General features: G+C 70.2%; 14 protein-coding genes. 3 read left to right on the top strand and 11 right to left on the bottom strand.

Going from position 1 to position 15,045, the window contains the following annotated elements:
- Positions 1 to 121 precede the first annotated feature (121 nt).
- Positions 122 to 466 carry a cupin domain-containing protein gene (locus FG99_RS24645; protein ID WP_009622067.1) on the top strand — a complete coding sequence of 115 codons (345 nt, stop codon included), beginning with the start codon at positions 122 to 124 and terminating at the stop codon, positions 464 to 466.
- A gap of 134 nt (positions 467 to 600) precedes the next feature.
- Here FG99_RS24645 and FG99_RS24640 read toward each other — a convergent pair whose 3' ends face one another.
- The 5 genes from FG99_RS24640 to FG99_RS24620 all read right to left on the bottom strand — a co-directional run bounded on the left by FG99_RS24640 (position 601) and on the right by FG99_RS24620 (position 6,156).
- The gene (locus FG99_RS24640; protein ID WP_043272761.1) at positions 601 to 1,419 is read right to left on the bottom strand and encodes an HpcH/HpaI aldolase/citrate lyase family protein; all 819 of its coding nucleotides are present in this window, start codon (positions 1,417 to 1,419) and stop codon (positions 601 to 603) included.
- 24 nt (positions 1,420 to 1,443) lie between these two features.
- Complete coding sequence (locus tag FG99_RS24635) at positions 1,444 to 2,634, bottom strand: CaiB/BaiF CoA transferase family protein (RefSeq protein WP_043272759.1); 1,191 nt, start codon at positions 2,632 to 2,634, stop codon at positions 1,444 to 1,446.
- Between the two features lie 138 nt (positions 2,635 to 2,772).
- The gene (locus tag FG99_RS24630) at positions 2,773 to 4,122 is read right to left on the bottom strand and encodes an MmgE/PrpD family protein (protein WP_043272758.1); all 1,350 of its coding nucleotides are present in this window, start codon (positions 4,120 to 4,122) and stop codon (positions 2,773 to 2,775) included.
- 25 nt (positions 4,123 to 4,147) lie between these two features.
- A complete protein-coding gene (locus tag FG99_RS24625; protein ID WP_043272757.1) occupies positions 4,148 to 5,308 on the bottom strand; it encodes an acyl-CoA dehydrogenase family protein in 1,161 nt (386 codons plus the stop codon).
- A gap of 20 nt (positions 5,309 to 5,328) precedes the next feature.
- Positions 5,329 to 6,156: an HTD2 family dehydratase gene (locus FG99_RS24620; RefSeq protein ID WP_043272755.1), complete on the bottom strand. Its 828-nt coding sequence runs from the start codon at positions 6,154 to 6,156 to the stop codon at positions 5,329 to 5,331.
- 115 nt (positions 6,157 to 6,271) lie between these two features.
- On the opposite strand from FG99_RS24620, the gene FG99_RS24615 reads away from it, so the two are divergent.
- Positions 6,272 to 7,183: a LysR family transcriptional regulator gene (locus FG99_RS24615; RefSeq protein WP_043272753.1), complete on the top strand. Its 912-nt coding sequence runs from the start codon at positions 6,272 to 6,274 to the stop codon at positions 7,181 to 7,183.
- A 160-nt stretch (positions 7,184 to 7,343) separates the two neighbouring features.
- Here FG99_RS24615 and ycaC read toward each other — a convergent pair whose 3' ends face one another.
- The 3 genes from ycaC to FG99_RS24600 all read right to left on the bottom strand — a co-directional run bounded on the left by ycaC (position 7,344) and on the right by FG99_RS24600 (position 9,679).
- A complete protein-coding gene (gene ycaC, locus FG99_RS24610; RefSeq protein ID WP_043272751.1) occupies positions 7,344 to 7,970 on the bottom strand; it encodes an isochorismate family cysteine hydrolase YcaC in 627 nt (208 codons plus the stop codon).
- 55 nt (positions 7,971 to 8,025) lie between these two features.
- Positions 8,026 to 8,712, bottom strand: a complete 687-nt coding sequence (locus FG99_RS24605) for a hydrolase (RefSeq protein ID WP_043272750.1) — start codon at positions 8,710 to 8,712, stop codon at positions 8,026 to 8,028.
- A 100-nt stretch (positions 8,713 to 8,812) separates the two neighbouring features.
- The gene (locus FG99_RS24600) at positions 8,813 to 9,679 is read right to left on the bottom strand and encodes a pirin family protein (protein WP_043272749.1); all 867 of its coding nucleotides are present in this window, start codon (positions 9,677 to 9,679) and stop codon (positions 8,813 to 8,815) included.
- 99 nt (positions 9,680 to 9,778) lie between these two features.
- Here FG99_RS24600 and FG99_RS24595 point away from each other — a divergent pair, with 99 nt between their 5' ends.
- Positions 9,779 to 10,684 carry a LysR family transcriptional regulator gene (locus FG99_RS24595; RefSeq protein WP_043272748.1) on the top strand — a complete coding sequence of 302 codons (906 nt, stop codon included), beginning with the start codon at positions 9,779 to 9,781 and terminating at the stop codon, positions 10,682 to 10,684.
- 9 nt (positions 10,685 to 10,693) lie between these two features.
- On the opposite strand, the gene FG99_RS24590 is transcribed toward FG99_RS24595, so the two are convergent.
- From FG99_RS24590 to FG99_RS24580, 3 genes are all read right to left on the bottom strand, one after another.
- Complete coding sequence (locus tag FG99_RS24590) at positions 10,694 to 13,057, bottom strand: carbohydrate-binding family V/XII (protein ID WP_177330919.1); 2,364 nt, start codon at positions 13,055 to 13,057, stop codon at positions 10,694 to 10,696.
- Positions 13,058 to 13,162: 105 nt separating this feature from the next.
- Positions 13,163 to 13,630: an aminoacyl-tRNA deacylase gene (locus tag FG99_RS24585; protein WP_043272747.1), complete on the bottom strand. Its 468-nt coding sequence runs from the start codon at positions 13,628 to 13,630 to the stop codon at positions 13,163 to 13,165.
- A 138-nt stretch (positions 13,631 to 13,768) separates the two neighbouring features.
- On the bottom strand, positions 13,769 to 15,034 hold the full coding sequence (locus tag FG99_RS24580) for an OprD family porin (protein ID WP_043272746.1): 1,266 nt from the start codon (positions 15,032 to 15,034) through the stop codon (positions 13,769 to 13,771).
- Positions 15,035 to 15,045: the final 11 nt, after the last annotated feature.

Raw genomic sequence — 15,045 nt, 5'->3', positions numbered from 1 at the left:
CATGGATTGCCACGGGTCAAGGCCGCAGCGTTTCCAGGCACATCGGCGTCGAATCCAGGCAACTCCGGCGTGGCCGTTGCCCCTATGGTGGCGGGCCACATCCCACCGACCTGGAGCTGTCATGTCCGACTTCATCACCGTACTGCGCGAAACCTGCCCCACCCCCGTGCTGGATGCCACCAAGTGGAAGCGCATCGGCGGCGACCCGCACACCGTCAACCTCAATGCCTACACCTCGGCGGACGGCAGCAAGATCATGGGCACCTGGATCTGCACCCCCGGCAAGTTCGAGGTGAACTACGAGAAGTGGGAGTACTGCCACTTCCTCGACGGCTACTGCATCATCACCCCCGAGGGCGAGCAGCCGGTGCACCTGAAGGCCGGCGACGTGTTCGTCATCGAGCCGGGGCTGAAAGGCACCTGGGAAGTGGTGGAGACGGTGCGCAAGTATTTCGTGTTCGCCTGATTCGCTTACGGCACCGAAGCGCTCTTCGTAGGATGGGTTGAGCTTGCGAAACCCATGCGGCCGTGGCGATGGGTATCGCTTCGCTCAACACCATCCTACGGGGCATTGCCGGAAGGTGTAGGACTTTGTACGCCCTACGGTTCGCCCGCGTTGGCCAGCAGGCGGCGGGCGCGGGCCAGGACCGGGGCGTCGACCATCTGGCCGTCCACCTGGAAGGCCGCCGCGCCGCTTTCGGCCGCGGCCAGCACCCGGCGCGCCCAGGCCAGTTCCTCGGCGCTGGGGGCTAGCGCGGCATGGAGCACGGCGACCTGCTTCGGGTGGATGCACAGCGCGCCCACCAGGCCCAGGTCGCGGCCGTGGCGGAGGGTGGCGGCGAAGCCTTCGGCGTCGTCGAAGGCCGGGTAGACGGTGTCCAGCGGCGCCTGCAGGCCGTTGACCCGCGAATGCAGCAGCAGGCTCAGGCGCACCTGGTCGTAGACGCTGGCGGCCGCCGCGGTGCCGCTGCTCATGCCGATGTCCAGGGCCAGGTCGAGGCCGCCGAAGGTCAGGCGCTCGACGCCGGCGCAGGCGGCTATTTCCCCCACGGCCAGCAACCCACGGGCGCTTTCGATCAACGGCCAGATCGGCTTGCCGCAGGCTGACGCGGCACGCAGGTCGCCGACGCATTCGACCTTGGGCAGAAGAATGCCTGCCACTCCGGGCAGGCGCCGGCACAGTTCCAGGTCCGCGGCGTGCTCGGGGTGCCCGACGGCGTTCACCCGCACTCGCACGCGGGCCTGCGGGTTGACTTCGAGGAAGGCCGCCAGGTCGTTGCGGGCGCGGGCCTTGAGCGAGGCCTCGACGGCGTCTTCCAGGTCGACGATCACGGCGTCGGCGCCGCTGGCCAGGGCCTTGGCGAAGCGCTCCGGGCGGCTGCCGGGGACGAACAGGGCGGAACGGACGATGGGGCTCATGCGGGGTCCTTGGTCAGGTTCGGCTCACACTGCGCCCTGCTCGTGCAGGCGCTGGATGTCGGCGGCGCTGTAGCCCAGCTCGGCGAGCAGGCTGTCGGTATGCTCGCCCAGCCCCGGCACGGCGTCCATGCGCGGCGCATAGGCGTTGCTGCGGGCCGGCGGCAGCAGCGCCGGCAGGCGGCCCACCGGGCTGTCGATCTCGCGCCAGGCGTCACGGGCCTGCAGTTGCGGGTGGTTCCACAGGCCCTGCATGTCGTTGACGTGGGCGTTGGCGATCTGCGCCTGTTCCAGGCGCTCCACCACTTGCGCCGCGCTCAGCCCGGCGAAGGCCTCGATGATCAGAGCGCGCAGGGCGTCGCGGTTGGCCACCCGCAGGCTGGTGGCGGTGAAGCGCGGGTCTTCCGCCAGTTCCGGGCGCCGCAGCACCATTTCGCAGAAGACCTTCCACTCGCGTTCGTTCTGCACGCCGAGCATCACGTTCTTGCCGTCGCCGGCGGGGAATGGTCCATAGGGGTAGATGGTGGCGTGGGCGGCGCCGGCGCGCGGCGGCTGCGCCTGGCCCTCGAAGGCGTAGTACATGGGGAAGCCCATCCACTCGGCCATGCCTTCGAGCATGGAGACCTCCACCCGGCTGCCCTCCCCCGTGCGCCCGCGCAGCAGCAGCGCCGAGAGGATGCCGCTGTAGGCGTACATGCCGGCGGAGATGTCGGCGATGGAGCAGCCGGCCTTGGCCATTTCGTCCGGGCCGGGGCCGCCGGTGACCGAGAGGAAGCCGCTCTCGCTCTGGATCAGCAGGTCGTAGGCCTTCTTCTGCTCGTAGGGGCCGCCTTCGCCATAGCCGGAGATGTCGCAGACGATCAGGCGCGGGAAGCGTTCGTGCAGCGCCTCGAACGACAGCCCCAGGCGCGCGGCGGCGCCGGGCGCGAGGTTCTGCACCAGCACGTCGGCCTGTTCCAGCAGTTGCTCCAGCACGGCGTGGGCCTCGCCCTGCTTGAGGTCCAGGGCCAGGCTCTGCTTGGAACGGTTGGTCCAGACGAAATGCGAGGCCATGCCGCGCACGCGCTCGTCATAGCCGCGGGCAAAGTCGCCGACGCCGGGGCGCTCGACCTTGATGACGCGGGCGCCGAGGTCGGCCAGCTGGCGGGTGCAGAACGGCGCGGCGATGGCGTGTTCCAGGCTGATGACGGTGATGCCGTCGAGGGGACGCGGGTTCATGGGTGCTCCAGGTGTCTCGTGCGCCTCCGCCAGGGACGGCGCAGCGCTATCGGTGTGTATCCACGGTCCGGGCGGGCGGCGCCCCGCGCTCTGTGAACCCCCGGGTTCCGGAGGCCGCCCGCCCGGGCCGTGGGCTACTCAGGCAAAGGCTTCCAGGCTCGGCAGGTCGTGCAGGCGCCAGCTGGCGTCGATCAGCCGGCTGGCCTCGGCTTCGCCGCGGGCGCCGGCGAAGGCCAGCAGGCGGCGGAGCTTGTCTTCCAGCTCGGCGCGGCTGAGGCTGTTGCCCGGGTCGCCCTTGGGCTCGTCGATGCCGCCGTGCAACTGGCGGCCGTCGCTGGTGAGTACCTCGACGCGGCCCAGCCAGCGCTGCGGGTAGGCGCCGTCCACTTCGGCATCCAGCTGCATGCCCACCTTGTCGCGGAAGGCGGCCACGCGCGGGTCCTGCAGGGCGAACTGCTCGAACTCCACCAGCCCCGCCTTGCCATGTACGGCGATCAGGCCCAGCACCGTGCCCATGGAGAACTTCGCCTGGTGCACCGTCTGCGGCACCACCACACGGCCGAGCACGTCGATGGCGCCCTGGTGCACGCGGGTGGTGACGCGGGCGATGTCCTCGGCCTGCAGCCCTTCGCGCTGCATCAGCGCCAGCAGGGCGTCGGCCGCGGGATGGGTGTGGCGGCAGGAGGCGTGGAACTTGAACGAGGTCTCGACCAGCGCCCAGCGGCTGCCCAGGCCGTCCACCAGCCGGCGCGGGTCGGCGTCGCTGGACATGCCGGCGGCCATGCCCTGCTCGCCTTCGAGGATGTTCTGCGCGCCGCTCAGGCCATCGGCGGTCAGGTAGGCGGCGAGCAGGCCATCGGCGGCGGCCTTGGCGGTGTGCAGTTGCTTGGAGTCGGCGGCGTCGCGGAGGAATTCCCAGAGCCCGGCGGCCTGGGTCCCGGCGCTGCCCAGGCAGTTCACCAACTGGCGGCTGTCGAAGCCCAGCAGCTTGCCAACGGCTACGGCGGCGGCCAGGGTGCCGACCGTGGCGGTGGTGTGGAAGATGCGGTAGTGCGAGCGGCCGAGGAACTCGCCGATGCGGATGCCCGCCTCGTAGCCGGCGACCGCCGCGAGGATCAGTTCGCGGCCGGACTTGCCCAGGTCCTGGGCGGCGGCCAGGGCTGCCGGGAATACCACGGTAGCCGGGTGCAGCACCGAGCTGTTGTGCAGGTCGTCCTGTTCCACCAGATGCGAACTGGCGCCATTGACCAGCGCGGCGAAGTACGCCGAAGTCGATGAACCGTCGACCAGCACGCGGCTGCGTCCGTCCGCGGGGCCCATGCGTTGTGCATGGCGCTGGAACAGCGGGATCGGGTGGCGGCCCTGGCTGGCCAGGGCCGAGCCGAGCCAGTCGAGGAACAGGTCTTCGGTGCGCGCGACCACCGCGGCCGGCAGGTCTTCGTAGCGCAGGCCGGCGAGGAATTCGGCCAGGGCGTGGGTATTGTTCATCGCTTGTCGTCCTTGGGCTCGCAGGTCAGAAGGAGCGCGGCAGTTCGAGCAGGTGCTCGGCCACGTAGGACAGGATCAGGTTGGTGGAGATCGGCGCCACCTGGTACAGGCGCGTCTCGCGGAACTTGCGCTCGACGTCGTACTCGTTGGCGAAGCCGAAGCCGCCGTGGGTCTGCAGGCAGGCGTTGGCCGCCTCCCAGCTGGCCTTGGCCGCCAGGTACTTGGCCATGTTCGCCGCGGCCCCGGCGTTGCGCCCGGCGTCGTATTCCGCGCAGGCCTTCCAGCGCATCAGGTCGGCCGCCTCCATCTCGATGTGCGCCTCGGCGATGGGGAACTGCACGCCCTGGTTCTGCCCGATGGGGCGGCCGAACACCACGCGGTCGCGGGCGTACTGGCTGGCCTTCTCGATGAACCAGCGGCCGTCGCCGATGCACTCGGCGGCGATCAGCGTGCGCTCGGCGTTGAGCCCGTCGAGGATGTAGCGGAAACCCTTGCCTTCCTCGCCGATCAGGCTGCTGGCGGGGATTTCCAGGTTGTCGAAGAACAGCTCGTTGGTCTCGTGGTTGACCATGTTGGCGATCGGCTGCACGGTCAGGCCGTTGCCGATGGCCTCGCGCAGGTCGACCAGGAAGATCGACATGCCGTCGGCCTTCTTCTTCACCTCGGCCAGCGGCGTGGTGCGCGCCAGCAGGATCATCAGGTCGGAGTGCTGCACGCGGGAGATCCACACCTTCTGGCCGTTGATGACGTACTTGTCGCCCTGGCGCACGGCGGTGGTCTTGATCTTGGTGGTGTCGGTGCCGGTGGTCGGCTCGGTGACGCCCATGGACTGCAGGCGCAGCTCGCCGCTGGCCAGCTTCGGCAGGTAGTAGTGCTTCTGTTCCTCGCTGCCATTCCGCAGCAGGGTGAACATGTTGTACATCTGCCCGTGGATGGTCCCGGAGTTGCCGCCGCAGTGGTTCACTTCCTCGAGGATCACCGAGGCCTCGGCCAGGCCCAGGCCGGAGCCGCCGTATTCCTCGGGGATCATCGCCGACAGCCAGCCGGCCTCGGTCATGGCCTTGACGAAGGCTTCGGGGAAGCCCTTGCGCTCGTCGATCTCGCGCCAGTAGGCGCTGGGGAATTCCGCGCACAGGGCGCGCACGCCTTCGCGGATGGCCTGCAGTTCTTCCGGGGTGCTGCTCATGGGGGTTCCTCGATGGGGGTTCAGTCGAATTCCACTTCGCCGCGCTGGGCGATGCCGGCTGCGTTGCCGGCCCAGACCTCGGCCTTGCCGGGGCCGCTGGGGCGGCCGCCCAGCTCGAACGGCTCGGGGCAGATCAGCGGGCGCAGGCCGCGGTAGGCGAAACGGCGCAGGCGCGCCTGGGGGTTGGCGCGGCAGAAGGCGCGCAGGTTCAGGGTGGCGATCAGCGGGCCGTGCACCACCAGGCCGGGGTAGCCTTCGGTGCCGGTGACGTAGGGCCAGTCGTAGTGGATGCGGTGGCCGTTGAAGGTTACAGCCGAGTAGCGGAACAACAGCACCGGGCTGGGCTCGACCGCCTCGCGCCAGGCGCCTTCGGGCAGCGCCTCGGTGCCGCCGAGCTTGGGCGGGCTGGGTTCGCGGTAGACGATGTCCTGCTCCTCGCGCAGGGCCAGGCGGCCGTCCTGCAGGTAGTCGTGGCGCAGGGTGACGAACAGTAGCGCACCGGTGCGCCCGTGCTTTTCCTCGACCTTGAGGATGGTGGTCACCCGGCTGGCCTGCCGGCCGACCAGCAGCGGCTCGTGGAACTCCAGGCGGCCGCCGGCCCACATGCGGTTGCGCCCGTCCGCCGGCGGCAGGAAGCCGCCGCGCGCCGGGTGGCCGTCGGCGCCCAGGCCGGCCTCGGGCACGGCGTCCTGGAAGAATGCCCAGTGCCACAGCGGCGGCAGCGCCTCGCCGGCGGCGGGGGCCGGTTCGCCGAGGGTGGCGGCCAGGCGGCTGACCAGCAATGTGCTCAGTTCTTCCTGGCTTTCCTGGGTGCGGCCTATCCAGGCTGCGTAGGACATTTCACTCATGGTTTCTCTTCCGTGGAAGTTTCCGAACAGGATGCCGAGGGGCTTGCGTTCCGAGAATCCGCATTTCCATAATCCGGCGTTAATCGAAACCGAACGCCACCCGGATACCTTCACCATGCACTTCGACCTGGCCGACCTGCGCCTCTTCGTGCACATCGCCGAATCCCCCAGCCTGACCCAGGGCGCCCGCCGCGCACACCTCTCGGCGGCGGCCGCCAGCGCCCGCATCAAGGCCCTGGAAGGCCAGCTCGACAGCCGTCTGCTGTACCGCGACAACCGCGGCGTGGAGCTGACTCCCAGCGGCCAGCGCCTGCTGCAACACGCGCGCCTGATCCTGCGCCAGGTGGAACGGCTCAAGGACGACTTCGGCGAACAGGGCGGCGACCAGGCCGGGCACATCCGCATCTTCGCCAATACCACGGCGGTCACCGAGTTCCTCCCGGAGGTACTGGCCGGCTTCCTCGCCGAGCGCCCCGCCGTCACCGTGGACCTGCAGGAGCGCCTGAACCGCGACATCGTCCGCGCCATCCTCGACGGCTCGGCGGACCTGGGCATAGTCGCCGGCCCGGTGCGCGCCGAGGGCCTGGAGATCCTCCACTTCAGCACCGACCACCTGGTGCTGGTGGTGCCGCCGGGCCATGCCCTGGAACGCCTGGGCCGCCCTACCCTGGCCGACACCCTCGGCTATTTCCACGTCGGCCTGCACGAGGGCAGCACCCTGCAGAGCTTCCTGCGCGAGCAGGTGGAGCGCCTGGGCGGCACCCTCAACCTGCGCATCCAGGTGGCCAGCTTCGAGGCGGCCTGCCGGATGATCGAGGCCGGGGTGGGCATCGGCGTGCTCCCGGAAACCGCCGCGCGCCGCCACCAGCGCAGCATGGGGTTGAGCATCCTGCAGTTGGACGAGCCCTGGGTGGTGCGTGAGCGCAGTGTGTTGATGCGTGAGCGCGAGGCGCTGCCGGGGTGTGCGCGGACGTTGGTGGAGTTGCTGCGGCGGGTGGGGGATGGGGGTTGCGTTGTTTGTGAGTGAGGTTTGCCGGGAGCGTAGGTGTTGGGGTTAAGAGCGCCCTCACCCCAGCCCTCTCCCGCAAGCGGGAGAGGGTTACGGACTTTGCCCTCGAACCGCCGGCCGGGCGTCCCCAGCCGGCGGCCGATTGGAGCGCGCACCGCTGCACCGGTGCGCGCCGGGCTCACTTGCCAGCGGTCAGCGTGCTGTAGCTGGTGATCAGGTTGCGGTAGTCCGGGATGTGGCTGGAGAATAGTGCGGCCAGGCCGTCGATGTCGTTGCGCCAGTCGCGGTGCAGTTCGCAGGCCACGCCGAACCAGGTCATCAGTTGCGCGCCGGCGGCTTCCATGCGGCGCCAGGCGGCGTCGCGGGTGACTTCGTTGAAGGTGCCGGAGGCGTCGGCCACCACGAAGACGTCGAAGCCTTCCTCCAGGGCCGACAGCGCCGGGAAGGCCACGCAGACTTCGGTGACCACGCCGGCGATGATCAGCTGCTTCTTGCCGGTGGCCTTCACTGCCTTGACGAAGTCCTCGTTGTCCCAGGCGTTGATGTTGCCCGGGCGGGCGATGTACGGGGCGTCGGGGAAGAGCTCCTTCAGCTCCGGCACCAGCGGGCCGTTGGGGCCGCTCTCGAAGCTGGTGGTGAGGATGGTCGGCAGCTTGAAGTACTTGGCCAGGTCCGCCAGGGCCAGCACGTTGTTCTTGAACTTGTCCGGTTCGATGTCGCGCACCAGGGACAGCAGTCCGGCCTGGTGGTCGACCAGCAGCACGGCGGCCTGGGTCTTGTCGAGGCGAACATAGGGCTTGCTCATTGCGCTTTCCTCTTGCTGGGGGAAACGCCCGGCCCGCGCCGGGCAAGGGGTGTCGTCAGCGCTGCGAATCCAGCGTTTCGTGGTTGCTCACCACCGCCTGGGCCTTGGCATAGCTTTCGATCAGCAGGCGGTAGTGCGGGAAGATGTGGCTGTAGGCCTCGGCCCACTCGGCGGCGTCGGGGCGGTTCCAGGTGCGCTGGATTTCCGAGCACACCGCGGCGGTGTCCATGGGCACCACGCCGGCCTGCACCACGCGGGCCAGGGTGATTTCCTGGGCGGCCTTGGAGTAGGTGCCGGAGGCGTCGATCACCGCGAACACCCGGTAGCCGGCGTTGACCGCGGCGATCGCCGGGAAGGCCATGCACACGCTGGTGATGGTGCCGGCGATGACCAGGGTCTTCTTGCCGGTCTTCTCCACTGCGGCGACGAAGTCGGGGTTGTCCCAGGCGTTGATCTCGCCCTTGCGCGCCACGTACTGCGCATGCGGCGCGGCCTCGTGGATCTCGGGGATCAGCGGGCCATTGGGGCCCTGGGGCACCGAGGCTGTGGTGATCAGCGGAATCTTCGCCAGGCTGGTGATCTTCGCCAGGGTGATGGCGTTGGCGCGCAGTTCGGTCATGGGCATGTCCTTGACCGTCTGGAACAGCCCGCTCTGATGGTCGATCAGCAGCATGGCGGTGTCGTCGGGGTCGATCACCGGGCGCTGGCCGTCGAAGTTGGCGACGTTGCCGAAGTTATTCATTTCCGTTTCCTCGCAAATGGGCGTCCTGCCCGAACAGCCCGCGCGCTCCGGCGCGGGCATCCAACCAGACTAGGCGCTGGCCGAGTCCGGCACGTGACGCTCAGCCGGCCATCTGTCCGAAACGCCCGCGGCGGAAGTCGTCGAGGGCCTGCTCGATCTGCTCGCGGCTGTTCATGACGAAGGGGCCGTAGCCGACGATGGGTTCGTCCAGCGGCTCGCCGGACAGCAGCAGCGCCAGGGCGTCGCTTTCGGTCTCGATGTGGATGGCATCGCCTTGCCGCTCGAACAGCACCAGTTGGCCCTCCTCCGCCCGTTGCCCGCCGTTCAGCCGCAGGCTGCCGCGCAGCACCACCAGCGCCGTGTTGCGGCCTGGCTCGACGCGCAGCTCGAAGGCCTTGCCGGCGTTCAGGCGCAGGTCCCAGACATCCAGCGGGCTGAAGCTGTGGGCCGGGCCGCGGTGGCCGCGGTAGTCGCCGGCGATCACCCGCAGTTGGCCGGCGCCGCCGGGCAGCTCGACCTGGGGGATGCTGGCGTCCAGCAGGGTCTGGTAGGCCGGCGCGGTGAGCTTGTCGCGCGCCGGCAGGTTCACCCACAGCTGCACCATGTGCAGGGTGCCGCCGCTGCGGCTGAAGGCCGGAGCGTGGTACTCCTCGTGGAGGATGCCGGCGCCGGCGGTCATCCATTGCACGTCGCCGGGGCCGATGCGCCCGCCGGCGCCGCTGGAGTCGCGGTGCTCCAGCTCGCCCTGGTAGACCAGGGTGACGGTCTCGAAGCCTCGGTGCGGGTGCTGGCCGACGCCGCGGCGGGCGCCGTCGCCGGGGAAGTCCTGCGGTCCGGCGTGGTCGAGCAGCAGGAAGGGGCTGAGCTGGTCGCCCAGGCGGTCGTAGGAGAACAGGGTGCGGACCGGGAAGCCGTCGCCGACCCAGTGCGGGCGCGGGGCGCTGTAGATGCCGAGGATGTCTTTCATGGGGTGCCTCCTGAGAGTCTGGAGCCACCTTAGAACTGCAACGCTATAGCCGGTAGACTGCGAAAATCACCTTCAGCGTTCCATTTGGAGAACAGCGCCGTGGAAGACCTCAACGACCTCTACTACTTCGCCCAGGTGGTCGAGCACGGTGGCTTCGCCCCGGCCGGGCGCGCCCTGGGCGAGCCCAAGTCGAAGCTCAGCCGGCGCATCGCCGCCCTGGAGGAGCGCCTGGGCGTGCGCCTGATCCAGCGCTCCACCCGGCACTTCTCGGTGACCGAGATCGGCCAGGAATACCACCGCCACTGCCTGGCCATGCTGGTGGAGGCCGAGGGCGCCGCCGAGGTCATCGACCGCCACCGCGCCGAACCCCAGGGCCGGGTGCGGCTGAGCTGCCCCACGGCGCTGCTGAATTTCTGGGTCGGCCCGATGCTGGCCGAGTTCATGCTGCGCTATCCGCTGGTGGAGCTGCAGGTGGAGGCCACCAACCGTCAGGTGGACCTGATCCAGGAAGGCTTCGACATCGCCCTGCGCGTGCGCTTCCCGCCACTGGAAGGCAGCGAGCTGGTGATGAAGGTGCTGGGCGAGAGCCGGCAGATGGTGGTGGGCGCGCCGGCCCTGCGCCAGCGCCTGGGCCAGCGCCCCTCGCCCACCGAGGTGGCGGCGCTGCCGACGCTGCACTGGGGCTCGCCGCAGCGCGAGTACCAATGGCAGCTGGACGGCCCCGAGGGGGTACGCGCCCAGGCCCGCTACCAGCCGCGGCTGATCACCGACGACCTGATGGCGCTGCGCCAGGCGGCGGTGGCCGGCGTGGGCGCCGTGCACCTGCCCTCGGTGGTGGTGCGCGAGCAACTGGCCGGCGGCAGCCTGCTCAACCTGCTGCCGGACTGGGCGCCGCGCACCGGCATCGTGCATGCCGTCTACCCGTCCCGGCGCGGCCTGCTGCCGTCGGTGCGCGGCTTGCTGGACTTCCTCGGCCAGGGCTTCGCCCACAGCGACATGGCCTGAGACCGCTACCTAGCGGCGCAGGCGCCCGCCGCCGCCGAAGTGGCCGCCACCGCCCCACTGCCGCTGCGTCTGCCCGAAGCGCTGCTGGCCGACCACCCGCGACTGGCGCTGCTGCTCCAGCTGGCTGCGCAGCTCGCCGTTGCCGCCCTGCACCGGCTGCCAGCCGTTGTCGGTGTGTTTCTGCCAGCCGTCGTCGGTGCGCTGGTAGATGTTGCCGTCGTGCCCGGCGTAGACGTCGCCGTTGTTCCAGGCCACGCCGCTGCCGGTGCGCCGGTTGTAGGCCAGGCCGCGGCTGTCGGTGCTGCGGCTGCCGTCGTAGACGTTGCCGCTGACGCCCTTCTCGGCGATCACCGTGCGCCCGGTCTGCGCGTTGTGCCCGGCGACCTGGCGCCCGGCGGCATAGTCGCCGCTGTCGCGGTTGCCCACCACGGTGCTGCGCCCGGCGCCGGAGATGCCGGTGGCGGGGTTGGCGAAGGAACCCTGGCGGCCTGCGGCGAAGTTCTGCGAGTAGGGGTTGAAGCCGGCGCCGCGGCTGCCCTGGAAGTGCGCCCCGGTGAGCGCGTCGTAGCCGCGCGCGGCGCTGCCCTGCCATTGGGTGCCGGTCCAGGCGTTCCAGCCGTTGGCGTGGGTCACGCTGCCCTGCCCCCAGCGCCCGTAGAAGTTGGCCTGGTTGACGTTCACGTAGTTCCAGCCATGGCTCGGCCAGGGCCCCCAGTACGGCCCCCAGCAGGGGTATTCCGAGCCCCAGATGGCGCCCACGGCGAAACCGAAGGCGAAGCCCTCCAGGGTGCCCAGGGCGAAGCTGGCGCCGTAGCCGTAGGTGGGCGGGTAGCCGTAGTAGACGGTCTCGCTGACGTAGGCCGGGTAGGCGTAGCCGGTGCCGTAGACCACGGTGCCGGCGTCGTTGACCACCACGCCCAGGTAGCCGGGGGTGTAGCCGACCACCACGCTCTGCGGCGTCACCGAGTAGATGTGCACGTAGGTGACGTAGTACAGCGGCGAACTGGGCGGAATCGCGTAGATCGCCGCCGGCACCTCGGTGGCCACCTTCCAGGGCCCGGCGGCGCCGGTGGCGACGAACCACACGCCATTGCTGACCGCGTAGAACTGGTCGGAGCCGACCTCGATCACCGGCGTCGGGGTGTTCACCGCGTACTGCAGCGCGGTGCCTTCGACCGGCGAGAAGCGCGGCGCGCCGTCATAGGCGACCTTGAGGCTGGTCCTGCTGCGCGAGACGCTGGCGGTCTGCGGGATGTTGGCGGCGATGGCAGCCTCCTTGGCCTGGGGCGTGCCGGGCACCGAGACCAGCACGTTGGCCTTGGGGTCCTTCGGCGAGATTTTCGCGAAGTCCGCCGGCAGGTCCTTGCCCTCCACGTAGGTCCAGGGGCCCTTGTCGCCCGGCGCGCTGAACCAGCGCCCGGAGACCAGCACGTACCAGGTGTTGCTGGCCGGGTCGACGAACACCGCGTGGTCGGCGTTGCTCAGGGTCAGCAGCGCGACGCCGTCCACCGGGCTCATCTGCGCCGGTCCGTCGCTGATGATCAGTTCGCTGGGCTGGGTCGCCAGGACGATGGCCGGGGCCTTGGCGGCCTTCTTGCCGTCCTTGGGCAGCAGCGGGTCCGGCAGGTTGGCCTTGGCCGCCAGTCGGGCGGCGTCCAGCAGCGCCTTCGGCGGCTGGCCGAGCACCCGCCAGGTGCCCTCCAGGCCCTGGGCCAGGTACCAGTAGCCGGCGGCCTGCAGGTAGCAGTTGTTCTGTCCGTCGCGCAGGATCAGCGCGCGGCTGTTGAGCACGCGCTGGAAGTCGCTGCCTTCCACGGTGCGCCACTGCGGTTCGCCATCGATGCGCACCAGCACGCTGGGGCTGTCGGCGAAGAGGATGCGCGGCGCGTCGTTCTTCACCGCCACCCGGCGCAGCTTGTCCAGTTGCTGGGCCACGGCGTAGCTGGCCTGCAGCTCGTCCAGGGACATGGTCAGCTGCTTCGGTAGGCGCTGGGTCAGGGCCTGGCGGACCTTCTCGGCGCTGTCCGGCGCGGTGGGCACCTCGACCTTGTCGATGCGCAGGTCGGTCAACTGCACCAGGCCGCTGCTCTTGTCGATGTCCGCGGCGGCGGAGAACTGCGCCACGCCATAGGTCGGCGCGCCCTTGGCGGTGCCCAGGGCGATGGCGGCGCGGCCGCCCAGGCGGGTGCCGTCCCAGCTCTCGATCTGCGGCTGGAACACCTGCAGGTGCTGCTCGCCCAGGGGGTAGTCGCGCGGCCACTTCAGGCTCTCGCCGCTGGGCGGTTGCGGCGGCGCCTCGGCGGCTGGCGTCGGCAGGCTGGTGACCAGGGGGAGCAGCATCAGGCAGCAGAGCAGCAGGCGGCGAGCGGTCATGGTCAGTCTCGGGCACGCGCGGGTGGGCGCAAGCGATAACGATAGTGCATCGCCGGCGCCCTGCCGCCCGCCGCCCGCGCGGGACCGGAAAAGTTCGAGGCCCGGTTATTCGCAGAAGCGCCCTTGCCGCGCCTCGGGCATCAGCTCCAGGTACTGGCGGCCGCTCATGTGCACCACGGCGTTGTGGTCGCCGGCTTCGAAGTAGATGTCCGTCTGCTCGCCCAGGGACTCGTCGATCAGGGTTTCCAGGCCGAACAGGCTGCCCACCGCGGGGATGGCGCCGGGCGCGCAGTCCTCGAAGCGCGAGGAGAAGTCACCCTCGCGGGCCAGGCGCCAGTTGCGCCGGGTGAGCTTGTGCACCTTGTGCAGGTCGACCTGGCGGCTGGCCGGCACCACGGCCATCAGCCAGTGGCCCTGGAAGTCGTCGAGGATCACCGGCTTGGCCATCTGCTGCGGCGGCACGCCGGCGCGCCGGGCGGCCTCGCGGGTGGTCATGGACGTGGCGTGGGGCAGCAGATCGTAGCGGCTGCGGTGCTGCGACAGGCAATTCTGCAAGCGACTGGACATGCTCATGGCTCACCTCCGGGAAAGCGGCGCCGCCCCACTGCCCCGTGGCGCCGGCGCGGCCGGCTGCAGGGGGAGCCTCCCGCTCCCCGTTTGCTCCAGTCTAGCGCCGCCGCCCCGGGGCGGGCGGCGGGCCGACCAGGGGCGTCAGAGCAGCGAGAACGGGTAGTTGACGATCAGTCGGTACTCGTCGAAGGCGTTGCTGCTGAAGTCGCGGCGGATGCTGGCGTTGCGCAGGCGCAGGTTCAGGCGCTTGAACGGCCCGCTCTGCACCACGTAGCCCAGCTCGCTTTCACGCCCGCGCTCGCGGCCGTCGGAGGTGTCGCGGGTGTGCACGTTGCTGCCGCGGATGTAGCGCGTCATGAACGTCAGCCCGGGCACCCCGGCGGCGGCGAAGTCGTAGTCGTAGCGCAGCTGCCAGGAACGCTCGCGGGCCTGGTCGTAGCTGGAGTTGAAGCTGTCGTTGGCCAGGCTGCCGCCGGCCGTGCCGTTCACCCGCATCCAGCCGCTGTCGCCGGACAGCCGCTGCAGGCCCAGGTAGAAGGTGTGGCCGCCCTGCCCCGCCGAGAGCAGCAGCGACAGGGTGCGGTTGTCCAGCTCGCCGGCGCGGGCGGCGCCGTCGTCGCGGCCGACGAAGTAGCCGAGGTCGGCGCCCAGGCGCCTGTCGCCCAGCCCCTGGCTGTGGCGCAGGTTGAAGTACTGCTGGCGGTAGATGTCCTCCAGCCGCGCGTGCCACAGGCCCAGCTGCGTGGCCGCGCCGTTGAAGCGGTACTCGGCGCCGGCGAAGTCGAAGCGGTCGGAGGTGACGTCCGGGCGCCCGGTCATCGACAGGTCGTCCTGGCTGGCGTCGTTGCGCGGGCTGTTGCTGCGGAACTGCCCGGCGTACAGGCCCAGGCCGTCGATCTCCTGCACGCTGAGCTGGGCGCCGCTCAGGGTCTGCGGCAGCGAGCGGCCGTCGTCGGCGCGCAGCACCGGCAGGCTGGGCATCCATTCGCCGACCCTCAGTTCGCTGTTGGACAACCGCGCCTTGGCCGCCACCGCCAGGCGCCCGAAGTCGTCCGCCGGGCGGCCGTCGTCGTGCAGCGGCAGCAGCTGGGTATCGGCGGTGCCCTTGCCGCCGTCCAGCTTCAGCGAGTACAGGCCCAGCACGTCGACACCCAGGCCCAGGGTGCCCGGGGTGTAGCCGGAACGGGCATCGAGGATGAAGCTCTGCGTCCATTCCTCGGCCTTGGCGCGGGGAAAGTCGCCGTCGACGAAATTGCGGTTGATGTAGAAGTTGCGCAGGTTCAGCGAGGCCTCCGCGTCCTCGGCGAAGCCCTCGGCCAGGCTCTCGCCGCTGGCCAGCAGGCAGGCGGAAGCGAGGCCGAGCAGGCGGCAGCGTGGGGTGGACAGCGGGTTGGCAAGGATTGTCATTGTTGTTGTTT

It is taken from the genome of Pseudomonas sp. AAC (genome assembly GCF_000725445.1).
In the GTDB taxonomy this organism is placed as follows: Bacteria; Pseudomonadota; Gammaproteobacteria; order Pseudomonadales; family Pseudomonadaceae; genus Pseudomonas; species Pseudomonas citronellolis.
Note: the sequence above shows the minus strand (reverse complement) of the source record. Positions and strands in the feature narration are given on the sequence as shown.

Coding starts and splice junctions, on each gene's coding strand:
- ycaC (WP_043272751.1), bottom strand. CDS start 7,970: ATGAGCAAGCCCTATGTTCGCCTCGACAAGACCCAGGCCGCCGTGCTG.
- FG99_RS24585 (WP_043272747.1), bottom strand. CDS start 13,630: ATGAGCATGTCCAGTCGCTTGCAGAATTGCCTGTCGCAGCACCGCAGC.
- FG99_RS24640 (WP_043272761.1), bottom strand. CDS start 1,419: ATGAGCCCCATCGTCCGTTCCGCCCTGTTCGTCCCCGGCAGCCGCCCG.
- FG99_RS24580 (WP_043272746.1), bottom strand. CDS start 15,034: ATGACAATCCTTGCCAACCCGCTGTCCACCCCACGCTGCCGCCTGCTC.
- FG99_RS24590 (WP_177330919.1), bottom strand. CDS start 13,057: ATGACCGCTCGCCGCCTGCTGCTCTGCTGCCTGATGCTGCTCCCCCTG.
- FG99_RS24635 (WP_043272759.1), bottom strand. CDS start 2,634: ATGAACCCGCGTCCCCTCGACGGCATCACCGTCATCAGCCTGGAACAC.
- FG99_RS24630 (WP_043272758.1), bottom strand. CDS start 4,122: ATGAACAATACCCACGCCCTGGCCGAATTCCTCGCCGGCCTGCGCTAC.
- FG99_RS24645 (WP_009622067.1), top strand. CDS start 122: ATGTCCGACTTCATCACCGTACTGCGCGAAACCTGCCCCACCCCCGTG.
- FG99_RS24600 (WP_043272749.1), bottom strand. CDS start 9,679: ATGAAAGACATCCTCGGCATCTACAGCGCCCCGCGCCCGCACTGGGTC.
- FG99_RS24620 (WP_043272755.1), bottom strand. CDS start 6,156: ATGAGTGAAATGTCCTACGCAGCCTGGATAGGCCGCACCCAGGAAAGC.
- FG99_RS24605 (WP_043272750.1), bottom strand. CDS start 8,712: ATGAATAACTTCGGCAACGTCGCCAACTTCGACGGCCAGCGCCCGGTG.
- FG99_RS24625 (WP_043272757.1), bottom strand. CDS start 5,308: ATGAGCAGCACCCCGGAAGAACTGCAGGCCATCCGCGAAGGCGTGCGC.
- FG99_RS24615 (WP_043272753.1), top strand. CDS start 6,272: ATGCACTTCGACCTGGCCGACCTGCGCCTCTTCGTGCACATCGCCGAA.